Source organism: Variovorax sp. GW821-FHT06D12 (assembly GCF_059419205.1).
Genome location: NZ_JBWKRI010000011.1, coordinates 24222 through 39352, shown reverse-complemented (window position 1 = coordinate 39352; position 15131 = coordinate 24222). Strand labels below are relative to the sequence as shown.

13 protein-coding genes are annotated in these 15131 nt (G+C 70.4%); 12 read left to right on the top strand and 1 reads right to left on the bottom strand.

The window, feature by feature from the left end:
• Positions 1 to 6: 6 nt before the first annotated feature.
• The 12 genes from AC07SQ_RS28270 (at position 7) to AC07SQ_RS28215 (ending at position 14133) form a co-directional block, all read left to right on the top strand.
• A complete protein-coding gene (locus AC07SQ_RS28270; protein ID WP_495272999.1) occupies positions 7 to 840 on the top strand; it encodes a shikimate dehydrogenase family protein in 834 nt (277 codons plus the stop codon).
• Positions 841 to 856: 16 nt separating this feature from the next.
• Positions 857 to 2071, top strand: coding sequence for a 3-carboxy-cis,cis-muconate cycloisomerase (pcaB, locus tag AC07SQ_RS28265; RefSeq protein ID WP_159277419.1), 1215 nt, complete (start codon positions 857 to 859; stop codon positions 2069 to 2071).
• Positions 2068 to 2493: a carboxymuconolactone decarboxylase family protein gene (locus AC07SQ_RS28260; protein ID WP_095947412.1), complete on the top strand. Its 426-nt coding sequence runs from the start codon at positions 2068 to 2070 to the stop codon at positions 2491 to 2493. The genes pcaB and AC07SQ_RS28260 overlap by 4 nt, the downstream gene beginning before the upstream one ends.
• Positions 2490 to 3734, top strand: coding sequence for an MFS transporter (locus AC07SQ_RS28255; RefSeq protein ID WP_495273000.1), 1245 nt, complete (start codon positions 2490 to 2492; stop codon positions 3732 to 3734). The genes AC07SQ_RS28260 and AC07SQ_RS28255 overlap by 4 nt, the downstream gene beginning before the upstream one ends.
• Positions 3731 to 4507, top strand: a complete 777-nt coding sequence (locus tag AC07SQ_RS28250; protein ID WP_495273001.1) for an alpha/beta fold hydrolase — start codon at positions 3731 to 3733, stop codon at positions 4505 to 4507. Before AC07SQ_RS28255 ends, AC07SQ_RS28250 begins: the two co-directional genes overlap by 4 nt.
• Positions 4508 to 4648: 141 nt before the next feature.
• Entirely contained in the window at positions 4649 to 6550 is a 1902-nt protein-coding gene (locus AC07SQ_RS28245) for a bifunctional sugar phosphate isomerase/epimerase/4-hydroxyphenylpyruvate dioxygenase family protein (RefSeq protein WP_495273002.1), read from the top strand.
• A 49-nt stretch (positions 6551 to 6599) separates the two neighbouring features.
• Complete coding sequence (locus AC07SQ_RS28240; protein WP_095744853.1) at positions 6600 to 8021, top strand: MFS transporter; 1422 nt, start codon at positions 6600 to 6602, stop codon at positions 8019 to 8021.
• Positions 8022 to 8081: 60 nt separating this feature from the next.
• A complete protein-coding gene (locus tag AC07SQ_RS28235) occupies positions 8082 to 8756 on the top strand; it encodes a DsbA family oxidoreductase (protein ID WP_495273003.1) in 675 nt (224 codons plus the stop codon).
• 127 nt (positions 8757 to 8883) lie between these two features.
• Positions 8884 to 10467 (top strand): DUF1800 domain-containing protein, encoded by a 1584-nt coding sequence (locus AC07SQ_RS28230; RefSeq protein ID WP_495273004.1) that lies wholly within the window; start codon positions 8884 to 8886, stop codon positions 10465 to 10467.
• Between the two features lie 11 nt (positions 10468 to 10478).
• Positions 10479 to 11702 carry a DUF1501 domain-containing protein gene (locus tag AC07SQ_RS28225; RefSeq protein WP_495273005.1) on the top strand — a complete coding sequence of 408 codons (1224 nt, stop codon included), beginning with the start codon at positions 10479 to 10481 and terminating at the stop codon, positions 11700 to 11702.
• 198 nt (positions 11703 to 11900) lie between these two features.
• Positions 11901 to 13304 carry an NHL repeat-containing protein gene (locus tag AC07SQ_RS28220; protein ID WP_495273006.1) on the top strand — a complete coding sequence of 468 codons (1404 nt, stop codon included), beginning with the start codon at positions 11901 to 11903 and terminating at the stop codon, positions 13302 to 13304.
• 73 nt (positions 13305 to 13377) lie between these two features.
• Complete coding sequence (locus AC07SQ_RS28215) at positions 13378 to 14133, top strand: tRNA-uridine aminocarboxypropyltransferase (RefSeq protein ID WP_495273007.1); 756 nt, start codon at positions 13378 to 13380, stop codon at positions 14131 to 14133.
• A 22-nt stretch (positions 14134 to 14155) separates the two neighbouring features.
• On the opposite strand, the gene AC07SQ_RS28210 is transcribed toward AC07SQ_RS28215, so the two are convergent.
• A complete protein-coding gene (locus AC07SQ_RS28210) occupies positions 14156 to 15043 on the bottom strand; it encodes an amidohydrolase family protein (RefSeq protein ID WP_369647512.1) in 888 nt (295 codons plus the stop codon).
• Positions 15044 to 15131 lie beyond the last annotated feature (88 nt).

Sequence of the window (15131 nt, the reverse complement as noted above, 5' to 3'; positions counted from 1 at the left end):
CTTCCCATGATCTCCGGCAAGACCACGCTCATCGCCCACATCGGCTACCCCACCGAGGCCTTCAAGGCGCCGATGATCTACAACCCCTGGTTCGACAAGCAAGGCATCGACGCGGTCGTCGTGCCCATGGGCGTGAAGCCCGAGGACTACGCGGTGTCGCTCGCGCAGGTCTTCAAGTTCTCGAACCTGCGCGGCGCGTTGGTCACGATGCCGCACAAGGTCACGACGATGTCGCTGGTCGACGAGGTCACGCCGACCGCGCGCGTCGCGGGCGCCTGCAACGCCGTGCTCAAGCGGCCCGACGGCAGCCTGCTGGGCGACCAGTTCGACGGCGCGGGTTTCGTGCGCGGCGTGGAGCGCAAGGGGCGCCTGTTCAAGGGCACGCGCGTGCTGGTGTCGGGCACGGGCGGCGTCGGGTCGGCCATTGCGGCATCGATTGCGGCGGCCGGCGCGGCCGAGCTGATGCTGTTCGACATGAGCGACGCCTCCGCGCAGGCACTGGGCGCGCGGCTGCGCGAGCACTATCCGCAGATGAAGGTCTCCACCGGTTCGAAGGACCCGGCCGGCTACGACGTGGTCGTCAACGCCACGCCGCTGGGCATGAAGGACACCGACCCGCTGCCCTTCGACGTGGACCGCATCGCGCCCGACACCTTCGTCGGCGAGGTCGTCATGAAGACCGAGTACACGCCGCTGCTGCAGGCCGCCAAAGCCAAGGGCTGCCAGGTGCAGGTCGGCACCGACATGCTGTTCGAAATGATCCCGGCCTACCTCGAGTTCTTCGGCTTCGGCACCGCCTCGCCCGAAGAACTGCGCGCCGTGGCGCAATTGAAATACTGAAAACACCGGAACACGCATGAGCATTTTTGAAGGCTTCCTTTCCACCTCCGAAACGCTGGGCGCCTTCAGCGACCGCGCCTTCGTCGACGCCATGCTGCGCTTCGAGGCCGCGCTCGCGCGCGCCCAGGCGGCCGAGGGGCTGATTCCCGAGAGCGCCGCGCATTCGATCGTCGGCAGCTGCAAGGTCGAGCTGTTCGACGTGGCCAAGATCGTGCGCGAGAGCGGACGCGCCGGCAGCGTCGCCATCCCGCTGGTGAAGGCGCTGCGCGAAGCGGTGGGCCTGTTCAATGCCGAGGCCGTGCCCTTCGTGCACTTCGGCAGCACCAGCCAGGACGTGATCGACAGCGCGATGGCGCTGGTCACGCGCGAAGCCGTCGCGCTGGTCGAGGCCGACCTGGCCAAGGCCGCCGACGCGCTGCTGCGCCTGGCGGTGCAGCACGCCGACACGCCGATGCTCGCGCGCACGCTGATGCAGCCGGCCTCGGTCACCAGCTTCGGCTTCAAGTGCGCCGGCTGGGCCGCGCCGCTGGTGCGCAGCCGCACCCGCCTGCGCGCCGCCGCGAAGCACGCGCTGCAGCTGCAGCTCGGCGGCGCCGTCGGCACGCTGGCGCAGATGAAGGGGCAGGGCGCCGCGGTGCGCCAGCGCATGGCCAAGGAACTCGGCCTGGGCGACCCCGGCGCCACGTGGCACACGCAGCGCGACGAATGGGTCGCGCTCGGCTGCGAACTCGGCCTGCTCACGGGCAGCCTGGGCAAGGTCGCGGTCGACATTTCGCTGCTCGGCCAGTACGAAGTGGCCGAGGTCGCCGAGCCGAGCGAACCCGGGCGCGGCGGCTCGTCGGCGATGCCGCACAAGCGCAACCCCGTGGCCTCGATGGTCGCCATCGCCGCGGCGCACCGCGCGCCGCAGCGCGTGGCCGCCTTGCTCGGCGCCATGCCGCAACAGCACGAACGCGCGCTCGGCGCCTGGCAGGCCGAGCTGGCCGAATGGCCGCAGCTGTTGATGTCGGCGCACGGCAGCGTGCGCGCCATGGCCGGCGCCTTGCCCGGCCTGCAGGTCGATGCGGCGCGCATGCGCGCCAACATCGACCGGCTGCGCGCCGAGCTGCCGCGCGACGCGGCCGACGAATGGTTCGACCCCGCGCTCGCCGTGAACGCGGGGCAGATCGCTGTGGCAGAGGTGAAAGCCCTGCAAGCCCAACTCTCATCCGACAAGGAACTCTCGCCATGACCGCCCCCGACACCCCGAGCAACCCCTACGAAGACGGGCTCGTCAACCGCCGCCGCGTGCTCGGCGACGCCTGGGTCGACAAGTCGCTCGCCAACCGCAACGGCTTCAACGCCGAGTTCCAGGAGCTCATCACGCGCCACGCGTGGAACGACATCTGGGGTCGCCCCGCGCTGGGCGACAAGACGCGCCGCTTCATGGTGCTGTCGATGATGCTGGGCATCCACGCCTACGAAGAGTTCGCCATGCACGTGCGCGCCGCGCTCGACGGCCCGCCCGAGTCGCGCCTCACGCCCGACGAGATCAAGGAAGTGATCATGATGGCCGCGATCTACTGCGGCGTGCCGGTGGCCAACCACGCCTTCGGCATCGCGACGAACATCCTGCGCGAGAAGGGCCTGCTGCCGCCAGTGGCGGCGCAGTGAGCGCGACGGAAGGCCGGGGCGGCAAGGGCCGCTTCGACGTCGGCTTCACCTTGCTGCTGCCGCTGCTGCTCGCAGCACAGCCGGTCGCCACCGACAGCTATCTGCCCGCGCTGCCCGCCATCGCGGGCGAACTCGGTTCGGCCAGCACCAGCCTCACGCTGTTCGTGCTGGCCTTCGGCTTTGCGCAGCTGCTGTGCGGTCCGCTGGCCGACCGCTTCGGTCGCCGGCCGGTGCTGCTCGCGGGCCTGGGCTGCTACGCCATCGCGGCCTTCGGCGGCGCGTTCGCCGGCAGCGTGGCGGTGCTCGCGGGCTGGCGCACGCTGCAGGGTTTTTCGATGGCGGCGATCCTCGTGTGCGCGCGTGCCGCGGTGCGCGACCTGTACCCGGCGCACGAAGGCCCGCATGTCATGGCGCGCGGCCTCACGGGGCTGGGCGTGGTCGGCCTCATGGCGCCGCTGCTCGGCGCCTGGCTGGTGCAGGGCGCGGGCTGGCGCTGGGTGATGGTGGCGATGGCGCTCTATGCCGTGGTGCTGTTCGCGCTGTGCTGGCGCTCGTTCGGCGAAACCCGCCGGCCGTGGGGCGAGGGCGAATCGTCCGCGCCGCGCGGCAGCACGCGCGCCGTGTTCGCGAGCCGCGCCTTCCGCGCCTGGGCCTCGGTGGCGGCCGCCACCTACGGCGGGCTGTTCTGCTTTTTGCTGCTCTCGCCGATGGTCTACATCGGCTACCTCGGCTGGTCGCCTGCGTGGTACGGCTGGATTCCGGCCGGCGGCTCGCTGGTCTACATCTTCAGCACCACGATGTGCCGCAGCCTGCTGCGCCGCTTCGGGCCGATGCGCACGGTGCGCCTGGGCGCGGTGCTGAGCATCACCGGCGCCGTGATCCAGGCGCTGGGCTGCTGGCTGATGCCGTACAGCGCGGTGCCGCTGCTGGCGGGCCACGCCGTGTACTGCCTCGGCCACGGCATCCACCAGCCCTGCGGGCAGGCCGGCGCCGTGGGTGACCTGCCGCACCTGGCGGGGCGGGCCGTGTCGTGGTCCGGTTTCGGCATGATGATGGTCGCGTTCTGCGTGGGGCAGGTCGCCGCGCTGTTCGTCGACACGCGCTTTTCGTACGGCGCCTGGCCGATGGTCGTGCCGATGCTGATGGCCGGCACCGTGCTGCTGGCCATCGCGTTCCTGTGGCTGCCGCGCCTTGCGCAACCTGCTTCTCCATCCTCCCCCCAGAAGGACTCCACACCATGACCACTTCCTCCCCCCGCCTGAATGTCGTGCGCGAAGGCGACGGCCCCTTCGTCGTGCTCAGCCATGCGCTCGGCTGCGACCTGCACATGTGGGACGGCGTGGCCGCGCAGCTCGCGCGCGCCCACACGGTGATCCGCTACGACCACCGCAACCACGGCGGCTCCGAGGTGGTGCCCGGCGTGCTGCGCGTGGAAACGCTGGCGCAGGACGCGTCCGAGCTGATTGCGCGCGAGACGGGCGGCGAGCCCGTGCACTTCGTGGGCCTGTCGATGGGCGGCATGACCGCGCAGGCTCTGGCGGTGCGGCACGCCGCGCAGCTCAAGACCGTGGTGATCGCCAATTCGGCCGCGCACTACCCCGACCAGGCCGCGTGGCGCCTGCGCGCGGAAACCGTGGCCGCCAAGGGCGTGGCCGCCATCGCCCCGGGCGCCGTGGCGCGCTGGCTCACGCCGGCCTACGTCGCCACGCCCGAGGGCGCGGTGGCCGCGCGCACCTTGCACGACACGCTGGTGCGCACCGACGCGCAGGGCTACATCGAGAGCTGCAACGCCGTGGCCGCCATCGACTTTCGCGACAGCAACCGCCGCATCGCCACGCCCACGCTGGTGATCGGCGGGCTGCAGGACGAGGCCACGCCCCTGGCCATGTCCGAGGCCATGGTGGCGCAGATCCCGGGCGCGCGGCTGGCGACCATCGACGCCGCGCACCTGAGCGCGGTGGAGCGCCCGGTCGAGTTCGCGCAGATGCTGATCGATTACTGGCGCAGCCTCTGAAAAAACGCCTGGCCCACACCCCTGTGCGGGCTAGGTGTAACCCCTATTTCGTTCGAATGATGATCGGCAGCGTGCGATCATCGATCAGAAGGGGCTGATTTGCGTTGTGGCGCGCCCGGGCTCTTTCTACAGTCCATCCCCATGCACCGCGCCATTGCCACCGTCTCGCTCAGCGGCACCCTCCGCCAGAAGCTCGAAGCCATTGCGGCCGCGGGCTTCGACGGCATCGAGCTGTTCGAAGCCGACTTCGTCAACTTCCGCGGCACCGCCGCCGAGCTGCGCCGCATCGTGGCCGACCTGGGCCTGTCGATCGACCTGTACCAGCCGTTCCGCGACTTCGAAGGCATGCCCGAGGCGCAGTTCCACCGCAGCCTGGAGCGCGCCGAACGCAAGTTCGACCTCATGGAAGCCATGGGCGCGCCGCTGGTGCTGTGCTGCTCCAACACATCGCCGCTGTCGGTGAACGACCCGGCGCGCGCCGCCGCCCAGCTGCACGAGTTGGCCGAACGCGCCGCGCGCCGCAACCTGCGCGTGGGCTTCGAGGCGCTGGCCTGGGGCCGCCACACCTCGCGCTACGCCCAGGCCTGGGACATCGTGCAGCGCGCCGACCACCCGCACCTCGGGCTGATCCTCGACAGCTTCCACACGCTGTCGCTGAAGGACGATCCGGCGGGCATCGCCGCCATTCCGGGCGAGAAGATCTTCTTCGTGCAGATGGCCGATGCGCCGCTGTTGTCGATGGACGTGCTGCAGTGGGCGCGCCACCACCGCTCGTTCCCGGGGCAGGGCGACTTCGACGTGGTCGGCTTCTTCGAACAGGTGCTGCGCGCGGGCTACACGGGGCCGCTGTCGCTGGAGATCTTCAACGACATCTTCCGCGAGACGCCGAACCGCCGCACCGCCGTCGATGCGATGCGCTCGCTGCTGTACCTCGAAAGCGAAACGCGCGAGCGGCTCGCCAACGGGAATGCCCCCGTGCAGCCGCAGCGCGTGGAGCTGTTCAACCCGCCGCCCGCGCCGGCGCTCTCGGGGCTGTCGTTCATCGAGTTCGCGGCCGACGAGGCCTCGGCCGTCACGCTCGGTGCGCTGCTCGGGCAGCTGGGCTTTCGCCGCGTGGGGCGCCATCGCTCCAAGGCCGTCACGCTGTACCGCCAGGGCGGCATCCACTTCATCGTCAACGCGCAGCCCGATTCGTTCGCGCGCCAGCGTTTCGAGGCGCACGGCACCTCGGTGTGCGCGCTGGGCGTGCGCTGCGCCGACCCGCTCGCGGCCGTGGGCCGCGCCAGCGCCATGCGTTCGCAGCGCCACGACAGCCCGGTCGGGCCGAACGAGCTGCGCGTGCCGGCCATCGTGGCGCCGGGCGGCAACCTGATCCATTTCGTGCCCGAGGCGCTGGGCGCCAACGGGCTGTACGAGACCGACTTCATCCTCGAGGACGCAGGGGCGGGCGACAGCGATGCGGGCCTCACGCGCATCGACCACGTGGCGCTGGGCCTGGCGCTCGACCAGCTCGACACCTGGGTGCTGTTCACGCGCGCCGTGCTCGGCCTAGAGCCCGGCGAGAGCCTGGAGCTGGCCGACCCCTTCGGCCTGATCCGCAGCCGCGGCGTGGCCAATGCCGACCGCAGCCTGCGCCTGGTGCTGAACGTGTCGCTGAGCCAGCGCACGCGCACCGCGCGCACGCTGAGCGTGACCGGCGGCGGCGCCGTGCACCACATCGCGCTCGACTGCGACGACATCTTCGACACCGTGGCCCGGCTGCGCGCCAACGGCACGCGCTTCGTGCCGATCTCGGACAACTACTACGACGACCTGGCCACGCGCATCGACGTGGCGCCCGAACTGCTGGCGCGCATGCGCGAAGCCGGCGTGCTGTTCGACCGCTCGGCGGCCGGCGACTACCTGCACATCTACACCGAGAGTTTCGACGGCGGCCTCTTCTTCGAGGTCGCGCAGCGCGTGGGCGGCTACGACGCCTACGGCGCGCTCAACGCACCCGCGCGCATGGCGTCGCAGGCGCAGCAGCCCCAACAACAAGACTGACTTTTTCCCCTCGCATCCGACACCTTCGTCACACCACTGGAGACAACCCATGGCCCACCCATCCGCCAAAGAGCCGCAAGGCAAGCACCAGTCGAGGAAAGCCGCCGCCAGCGGCTGGATCGGCTCGGCGCTGGAGTACTACGACTTCTTCATCTACGCCACCGCCGCGGCGCTGATCTTTCCGCAGATCTTCTTTCCCAAGGGCGACCCGACCACGGCCATCATCGCGTCGCTCGCGACCTACGGCGTGGGCTATGTCGCGCGCCCCATCGGCGCCTTCGTGCTCGGCCACTGGGGCGACACGCACGGGCGCAAGCAGGTGCTGGTGCTGTGCATGTTCCTGATGGGCTTCTCGACCGTGGCCGTGGGCCTGCTGCCGACCTACGACCAGGTCGGCCTGCTGGCCCCGGCGCTGCTGGTGTTCCTGCGCCTGGTGCAGGGCTTCGCGGTGGCCGGCGAAATTTCGGGCGCGAGCTCGATGATCCTGGAGCACGCGCCGTTCGGGCGCCGCGGCTTCTTCGCGAGCTTCACCTTGCAGGGCGTGCAGGCCGGCCAGATCCTGGCGGCCGCCGTGTTCCTGCCGCTGGCGCACTACATGCCTGAAGAGTCCTTCAACTCGTGGGGCTGGCGCATTCCGTTCCTGCTGAGCTTCATCGTGATCGTGGCCGGCTACATCATCCGCCGCGAGGTCGACGAGACGCCGGCCTTCGCCGAAGTCGACCAGAAGGGCGAAGTGGCCAAGGCGCCGATCGTCCAGGCGCTGACCGACAGCTGGGGCGACATGCTGCGCGTGATCTGCATGGCGCTGATGAACGTGATTCCCGTGGTCGCCACCGTGTTCGGCGCGGCCTACGCGGTGCAGGCCGCCTATGGCATCGGCTTCCAGAAAGACGTGTACCTGTGGATTCCCGTGCTGGGCAACATCCTGGCCGTGCTGGTGATCCCGTTCGTGGGCAACCTGTCGGACCGCATCGGCCGCAAGCCGCCGATCATCGTGGGCGCACTGGCGTCGGGCCTGCTGTCGTTCGTGTACCTGTACGCCATCAGCATCAAGAACGTGCCGCTGGCCATCTGCATGTCGCTCTTGATGTGGGGCATCGTGTACCAGGGCTACAACGCGACCTTCCCGAGCTTCTACCCGGAGCTGTTCCGCACCCGCAACCGCGTGTCGGCCATGGCCATCTCGCAGAACATCGGCACCACCTTCACCGCGCTGCTGCCCGCGCTGTTCGCCGCCGTGGCGCCTCCGGGCTCGACCAACATCTGGTTCACCGTGGGTGCCATCACCTTCGCCGTGACCGTGCTGGCCGCGCTGGCCGCCATGAGCGCCCGCGAGACCTACCGCGTCCACATGCACGACCTGGGCAACCCGAACGCCGTGCCGGTCGACAAGGCCGAGTACGACCGGCTGCGCGAAGAAACGCTGGCCAGCGCCCGCACGGAGCGCGAGCGCCGCAAGGCCATGGCCTGAGCTCGAGGGGCGAAGACCCCGCGCGCACAAAGGGGTTGTGGCGCCATGAAGAATGGCGCCATGACCGCCCATCTCAAGATCGATTTCGTTTCCGATGTGTCCTGCCCCTGGTGCGCCGTGGGCCTCGGCTCGCTCGAGGCCGCCCTGAAACGGGTGGCGCCGGAGGTCACGGCCGAGCTGCATTTCCAGCCCTTCGAGCTGAACCCGCAGATGCCGCCCGAAGGCCAGGACACCTTCGAGCACCTGAACCAGAAGTACGGCTCCTCGCGCGAGCAGCAGGCCCAGGCCCGCGAGGCGATCCGCCAACGCGGCGCGGCCGTCGGCTTCGAGTTCAGCGCCGGGGGCCGGCCCCGCGTGTACAACACCTTCAACGCCCACCGCCTGCTGCACTGGGCCGAACTGGAAGACCCGGTCAAGCAGGTGGCGCTCAAGAAGCTGCTGCTGAAGGCCTACTTCACCGACAGCCAGAACCCTTCGGATACCGACGTGCTGGTGCGCGCGGCGACCGAGGCGGGGCTCGACGCGGCGCGGGCCCGCGAGATCCTGGCCGGCGACGAGTTCGCGGCCGAGACCCGCGAACGCGAGCGCCTGTACACCGACGCCGGCATCCACTCGGTGCCCGCGATCATCATCAACGACCAGCACCTGATCTCCGGCGGCCAGCCGGTCGAGGTGTTCGAGCGCGCGCTGCGGCAGATTGCGGGCGCACAGCCCAGCAGCACGGCCGTGGCCTGAACGTGCGGGGCCTCGGCCCTGCCGTTTCGTCCTGAAACGAAGCTGACCTTCAGCTTTACCTGAGCGCGGGCCGAGGTCGGTCAACCGCCTACATCGCGAAGCGGTTGATCGGTTCATGATCGACCGCATGCCGTCTCCGAAGCTGCACCGCTCGCGCGCGATCGCCGTGACGCTGGCCGCCGTGCTGGCGCTCACCGCCTGTTCCACTGGCCTGCTGCGTCCCGAGGGCCCGCCGCTCACGGCGCTCGGCCACGCCGCCGACACGCCCGCCGCGCAACTGCGCTGGCTCGACCGTGTGAGCTGGGGCGCCAACGCCGGCAGCCAGGCCGAACTGGCGCGCGACGGCCTGCCGCGCTGGATGGGCCGCCAGCTGCGTCCCGCGCCGCGCCCGCTGCCCGCGGCGGCGCAGGCACAGATCGACGCCATGGCCATCTCGCGCACGCCGCTCGACCAGCTCGTCTTCGCGCTCGATGCCCGGCGCAAGGCCGCCGACGCCTTGCCCGACGAAGAAGCGAAGAAGGCCGCACGCACGGCCTACCAGCAGGAACTCAACACCCTCGCGCGCGAGGCGCAGCAGCGCTTCCTGCTGCGCGCGCTGTACTCGCCCAACCAGCTGCAGGAGCAGATGACCTGGTTCTGGATGAACCACTTCAGCGTCAGCATCCGCAAGGACCTGGTGCGCGCGATGGTCGGCGACTACGAAGAGAACGCCATCCGCCCGCACGCGCTCGGCAAGTTCCGCGACCTGCTGGGCGCCACCGCGCGGCATCCGGCCATGCTGCGCTACCTCGACAACGCGCAGAACGCCGCCAACCGCATCAACGAGAACTACGCGCGCGAGCTCATGGAGCTGCACACGCTGGGCGTGGGCGGCGGCTACACGCAGGCCGACGTGCAGGAGCTGGCGCGCGTGCTGACCGGCGTGGGCGTCAGCGTGCAGCCGCCCGACGCGGCGCCGCCCGCGGTGCGCCCGGCCGTGCGCGCCGACTACGTGCGCCAGGGCCTGTTCGAGTTCCACCCGAACCGGCACGACTACGGCCCGAAGACCTTCCTGGGCCAGCCCATCCAGGCGCGCGGCCTGGCCGAGACCGACGAGGCGCTCGACCGCCTGGCGCGCGCGCCGGCCACCGCGCGCTTCATCTCGCGCAAGCTCGCCGTGTACTTCGTGGCCGACGAGCCGCCGCCCGCGCTGGTCGATCGCATGGCCGCCACCTTCACGCGCAGCGACGGCGACATTGCGGCCACCTTGCAGACGCTGTTCGAATCGCGCGAGTTCGCGGCCTCGCTGGGCCGCAAGTTCCGCGACCCCGTGCACTACGTGGTGGCGGGCGTGCGGCTGGCCTACGACGAGCGCGTGGTGCTCAACACCACGCCGATGATCGGCTGGATCAACCGCATGGGCGAGACCCTGTACGCCCACGAGACGCCCGACGGCTACCCGCTCAACGAAGCCGCCTGGGCCAGCGCGGGCCAGATGAACACCCGCTTCGAGATTGCGCGCGCCATCGGCACCGGCGGCGCCGTGCTGTTCCGCACCGACGACAAGGCCCCGCTCGAGAAGCCGCCGTTTCCGCCGCTGGCCGAGTCGCGCGCCGTGCATGCGCTGCAACCCGGCCTGAGCGCCGACACGCAGCAGGCGCTCGCGCAGGCGAAGAACCCGCCGGAGTGGAACACCTTCCTGCTCGCATCGCCCGAGCTGATGCGGCGTTGAAAGGCTCAGTCATGCAACGTCGACACCTGCTGCAACTCATCGCCGCCACGCCGCTGGTCGGCGCCGCCGCGCGCGCGGTCGCCGTGCCCGCTGCCGAGGGCACCAAGCTGCTCGTCGTGTTCCTGCGCGGCGCCTACGACAGCACCAGCCTGCTGGTGCCCACCGCGAACAGCGACTTCTATTACGCCTCGCGGCCCAACATCGCCATCCCCCGGCCCGGCACGCCCGACGGCGCGTTGCCGCTCGAGGGCGGCGACTGGGGCCTGCACCCCGCGCTCGCGCAGAGCGTGCTGCCGCTGTACCAGCGCAAGCAGGCGGCCTTCATCGCCTTCGCCGGCACCGACGACCTCACGCGCAGCCACTTCGAGACGCAGGACGCCATCGAGCTGGGCGTGGCGCCCGACAACGCGCGGCGCGACTACCGCTCGGGCTTTCTCAACCGGCTGGCCGGCGTGCTCGGCGCCGGGCCGCTGGCCGACGTGTCGCCCATCGCCTTCACCGACCAGCTGCCCATCGTGCTGCGCGGCGACGACGCCAAGGCTGCCAACATGGCGCTCGCGGGCGTGGCGCGGCAGGCCCTCGATGCGCGGCAGAGCCAGATCATTGCGTCGATGTACCGCAACACCGCGCTCGCGCAGCCCGTGGCCGAGGGCTTCCAGGTGCGCGACGAGGTGGTGCGCGCCATGCAGGCCGAGATGGACGCCGCCAGCCGCAACGCCATGAGCCCCAAGGGCTTCGAGCAGGTCGCGCGCCGCATGGCGCTCTTGATGCGCGAGCGCTTCGACATCGGCTTTGTCGACGTCGGCGGCTGGGACACCCACGTGGGGCAGGGCGCGGCCAAGGGCTACCTGGCCAACCGTTTCGAAGAACTGGGCCGCGGCGTGGCCGGCTTCGCGCAGGAGATGGGCGACGCCGCCTGGCGCCAGACCGTGGTGGTCGTCGTCAGCGAGTTCGGCCGCACCTTCCGCGAGAACGGCAACCGCGGCACCGACCACGGGCACGGCACCGTGTACTGGGTGCTCGGCGGCGGCCTGGCCGCGCAGGCGGGCGGGCGCGTCGTGGGCGAACAGCAGCCGCTGACGCAGGCCACGCTGTTCCAGAACCGCGACCACGCGGTGCTCAACGAGTACCGGGCGGTGCTGGGCGGGTTGTTCCAGCGGATGTACGGGCTGTCGACGGCGCAGGTGGCGCGGGTGTTCGGCGGTGCGACGACGAAGGACCTGCGGCTGGTCTGACGGCCCCGAGGGCAACCCTCATTCCCGATCTTTTCCGGACGCGTCGTTCGTCCCCGCTACCGCGCGGCCGCACGGACAAGCGTCGCCGCATTTACTTGTTTTCGGGGATGGTCCCGGCGCACGGCAATTACAAAAATAGACATTCAGAAACAATTGGGCGCTCCAGCCGGAGAGCGGGTTTCTCCAAAGAGGCGTCGGATGCTTTCCAAGCGAGTGAGTTCTTACGGGCGCTGCAGCGCCATGGCCGGTGTGATCGTGCTGCTGGCGGCTTGCGGCGGTGGTGGGGGAGGCGGCGGTGGGGCGGGGTTCCTGCCGATCGTCGCGCCGGCACAGCCGCAGCCCGAGCCGGCGCCTCCCGTGGTCGTGATCCACACGGTCGGTGGCACCGTCACTGGCCTCACCGGCAGCTTGGTGCTCCAGAACAATGCGGGCGACGACCTGAAGCTCACGGCCGATGGCAAGTTCACCTTCACCGCCGCGCTCGTCGAAGGTGCGGCCTACGAGGTCAGCGTGCGCACCCAGCCCCTGTGGCAGTTCTGCACCGTCAGCAAGGGCAGCGGCAAGGCGGCGGCCGACGTCGGTGACGTGGCGGTCGCGTGCTCGGCGGTGCAGGCGCAGGTGTCCACGTTCGCCGGCTCCGGCACGATCGGCTCGGTCAATGGCAACGGGACCGCCGCATCGTTCTACCTCCCGTACAGCGTGGTCGTCGACAAGAGCGGCAGCCTGCTCGTGTCGGACACGGCAACGAACCTGGTGCGAAAGATCTCGCCCGCTGGCGATGTCACGACCTTTGCGGGCGGTGGCAACAACGGCACTTCGCAAGACGGCAACGGCGCGGCAGCCTCGTTCTCGGGCCTGTCCGGTCTTGCGCTGGACGCCACGGGCAATGCCTATGCTGCGGAATTCGGCGGCAACCGCATCCGCAAGATCACGCCAGCGGCCGACGTGACCACGCTCGCGGGCAGTGGCGCCATCGGGTCGCTCGATGGCCACGGCACCTCTGCCACGTTCAAGACCCCTTCATCGGTGGCCACGGACGCCGCCGGCAACATCTACGTGCTCGAATTCATCGGCGCCGTTGTCCGCAAGATCACGCCGGCCGGCGACGTCACCACGCTGGCCGGTTCGGGCACCGCGGGCTTTGCTGACGGCACGGGGACTGCGGCATCCTTCGGGCAGGCCTACGGCATCGCGACCGACGCGGCCGGGAACATCTACGTGGCTGACAGCAGCAACAACCGCATCCGCAAGATCACGCCCGGCGGCGTGGTCACGACGCTGGCGGGCTCGGGCCAGGCCGGGGCGGCCGACGGGGCCGGCAACTCGGCATCTTTCCACCAGCCGGGCGGCCTGGCGGTGGACAGCGACGGCATCATCTACGTGGCCGACACGGGCAACAGCCTGCTGCGCAAGATCACGCCGGCGGGCGTGGTCTCCACGATCGCCGGCCAGCCTGGTGTGCTGGGCGCGCAGAACGGCATCGGCACGGCAGCCACGTTCAAGCAGCCTTATGGGGTGACGGTGGATGCCGCTGGCAATCTGTACTTGGCCGACACCTTCAACAACCTGATCCGCAAGGTCACGCCGGCTCGCGCGCCCTGATCCCGAGGCATCGCCTCAGCCTCGGTGAGGGCAGGGGCCGCCTTGCGACGGCCACGCCACCGAGAATCGGCGCATGCCTCACGCCGTCTCCCTCCTTCGCGCCGCGCGCCTCGCGCGCAGCGCCAAGCCCTTTCTTGCCCGTGGCGGTTTCAAGCGCGAGCGCTGTGCGGGCTGCCGGCTGGTGCCCAGCCATTGCATGTGCGCCGTGCGTCCTCCGGTGGCCACGCGCGCGGGGGTGTGCCTGCTCATGGCCGACATCGAGCCGCTCAAGCCCACCAACACGGGGTGGCTGGTGGCCGATGTGGTGCCCGACACCTTCGCCTTCGGCTGGGCCCGCACCGAGACCGATCCCGCGCTGCTGGCGCTGTTGAACGACCCGCAATGGCAACCCTACGTGGTGTTCCCGGGGCAGTACGCGGCGCCCGAGCGCGTGGTGCTGAGCGTTCCTGCATCGCCTGATGCAGCTGGTGGCGGCAGCGCGAAACGTCCGCTCTTCATCCTGTTCGACGCCACCTGGGGCGAGGCCCGCAAGATGTTTCGCCGCAGCCCTTACCTCGACCGGCTGCCGGTGCTGAGCCTGCAGCCCGAGCAGATCACGCAGTACAAGCTGCGCAACTCCGGCCGCGGCGACCACTTCTGCACCAGCGAGGTGGCGGCGATGTGCATGGACCTGGCCGGCGAGCAGGCCGCGCAGCAGACGCTGGACGCCTACCTGGGCGTGTTCACGCACCACTACCTGTGCGCGAAGAACCAGCAGCCGGTGGCGTGGGACGGCGCCGCGCACCAGCGGCTGCGCGAGGTGGCCGCGCGGCGCGATCAGGTCGCCTGAGCCCGCTTGCGCGGGCGATGCCTCAGCGCAGGTCGAACAGCGCCGCCGCGTTGCCCCAGGCGATGCGCTGCGCCACGGCGGGCGGCAGGTCGCCCAGCCAGGTGCGGTAGCCGCGCATGATCTCGTCGTAGGCGCTCCAGCGCTGGTTGACCCAGGTGTCGGAGCCGACCATGAAGCGATCGGGGTGCTTGAGGATCAGCGCGCGCCACTCGGGGCACAGGCGACCGTCCTCGCAGGTCAGGCCGGGGCGGTACGAGAGTTCGCCCATCAGCAGCGGGTAGCGCTCCAGCATCGCCTGCACGCGCTCGACCGGCGTGCCGCCGATGCCGGTGTGGGCCCAGATGAGGCGCAGCGCGCGGCCCTTCGACGGCGCGTTCGCCATCAGCAGGTCGACGGCCACGTCGTCCACGTGCGCGAGCACGGCGAGTTTTTTCTCCTCGGCCAGCGCGATCAATTTCTTCGCGACGGGGCCGTTGGCGTTGGCGCTCTCGTACAGGTGGAATTCGCCGAGCCCGCGGTAGGGGCCGCTGGCCGTGCCGCGCGCCAGTTCGGCCAGCACCATCTCGTGGATGCTTTCGTCGCGGAACCAGTTGTTGTAGTCGTCGCGGTTGCGGTACAGGCGCACGAAGGGCACCACGGTGACGCCGGCGGCGCGGGTTTCGCGCGCGGCGGCCAGGGTCTGCGTGCCGGCATTGGGCCGCGAGTTCGCGATGATGGCCTTCACCTGGTTGCGCTGCATGCGCGCGAGCGCTTCGGTGGGCGGGAAGGGGCCGGCGGTGCCGTCCCAGGCTTCCTGGTTGTAGTGCAGGTGGGTGTCGAACAGCGGGCCGTCGTACGGCGCGGCGGTTTGCCCGTGGGCTTGGGACAGGGCCAGGGCCGCGCAGGCGGCGATGCAGACAATGAAGCGCATAGGGTTCTCGCGGTGAGGGCCGGGGAGCCGGATTACATCACCACAGATCACCGCATCGGCACAGCCGCGCCCTTGTCGCCGGGCGCGA

What these genes read in the sequence shown, in the direction of transcription:
- AC07SQ_RS28270 (WP_495272999.1), top strand. Translation starts at nt 7, where the DNA reads ATGATCTCCGGCAAGACCACGCTCATCGCCCACATCGGCTACCCCACC.
- pcaB (WP_159277419.1), top strand. Translation starts at nt 857, where the DNA reads ATGAGCATTTTTGAAGGCTTCCTTTCCACCTCCGAAACGCTGGGCGCC.
- AC07SQ_RS28260 (WP_095947412.1), top strand. Translation starts at nt 2,068, where the DNA reads ATGACCGCCCCCGACACCCCGAGCAACCCCTACGAAGACGGGCTCGTC.
- AC07SQ_RS28250 (WP_495273001.1), top strand. Translation starts at nt 3,731, where the DNA reads ATGACCACTTCCTCCCCCCGCCTGAATGTCGTGCGCGAAGGCGACGGC.
- AC07SQ_RS28245 (WP_495273002.1), top strand. Translation starts at nt 4,649, where the DNA reads ATGCACCGCGCCATTGCCACCGTCTCGCTCAGCGGCACCCTCCGCCAG.
- AC07SQ_RS28240 (WP_095744853.1), top strand. Translation starts at nt 6,600, where the DNA reads ATGGCCCACCCATCCGCCAAAGAGCCGCAAGGCAAGCACCAGTCGAGG.
- AC07SQ_RS28235 (WP_495273003.1), top strand. Translation starts at nt 8,082, where the DNA reads ATGACCGCCCATCTCAAGATCGATTTCGTTTCCGATGTGTCCTGCCCC.
- AC07SQ_RS28230 (WP_495273004.1), top strand. Translation starts at nt 8,884, where the DNA reads ATGCCGTCTCCGAAGCTGCACCGCTCGCGCGCGATCGCCGTGACGCTG.
- AC07SQ_RS28225 (WP_495273005.1), top strand. Translation starts at nt 10,479, where the DNA reads ATGCAACGTCGACACCTGCTGCAACTCATCGCCGCCACGCCGCTGGTC.
- AC07SQ_RS28220 (WP_495273006.1), top strand. Translation starts at nt 11,901, where the DNA reads ATGCTTTCCAAGCGAGTGAGTTCTTACGGGCGCTGCAGCGCCATGGCC.
- AC07SQ_RS28215 (WP_495273007.1), top strand. Translation starts at nt 13,378, where the DNA reads ATGCCTCACGCCGTCTCCCTCCTTCGCGCCGCGCGCCTCGCGCGCAGC.
- AC07SQ_RS28210 (WP_369647512.1), bottom strand. Translation starts at nt 15,043, where the DNA reads ATGCGCTTCATTGTCTGCATCGCCGCCTGCGCGGCCCTGGCCCTGTCC.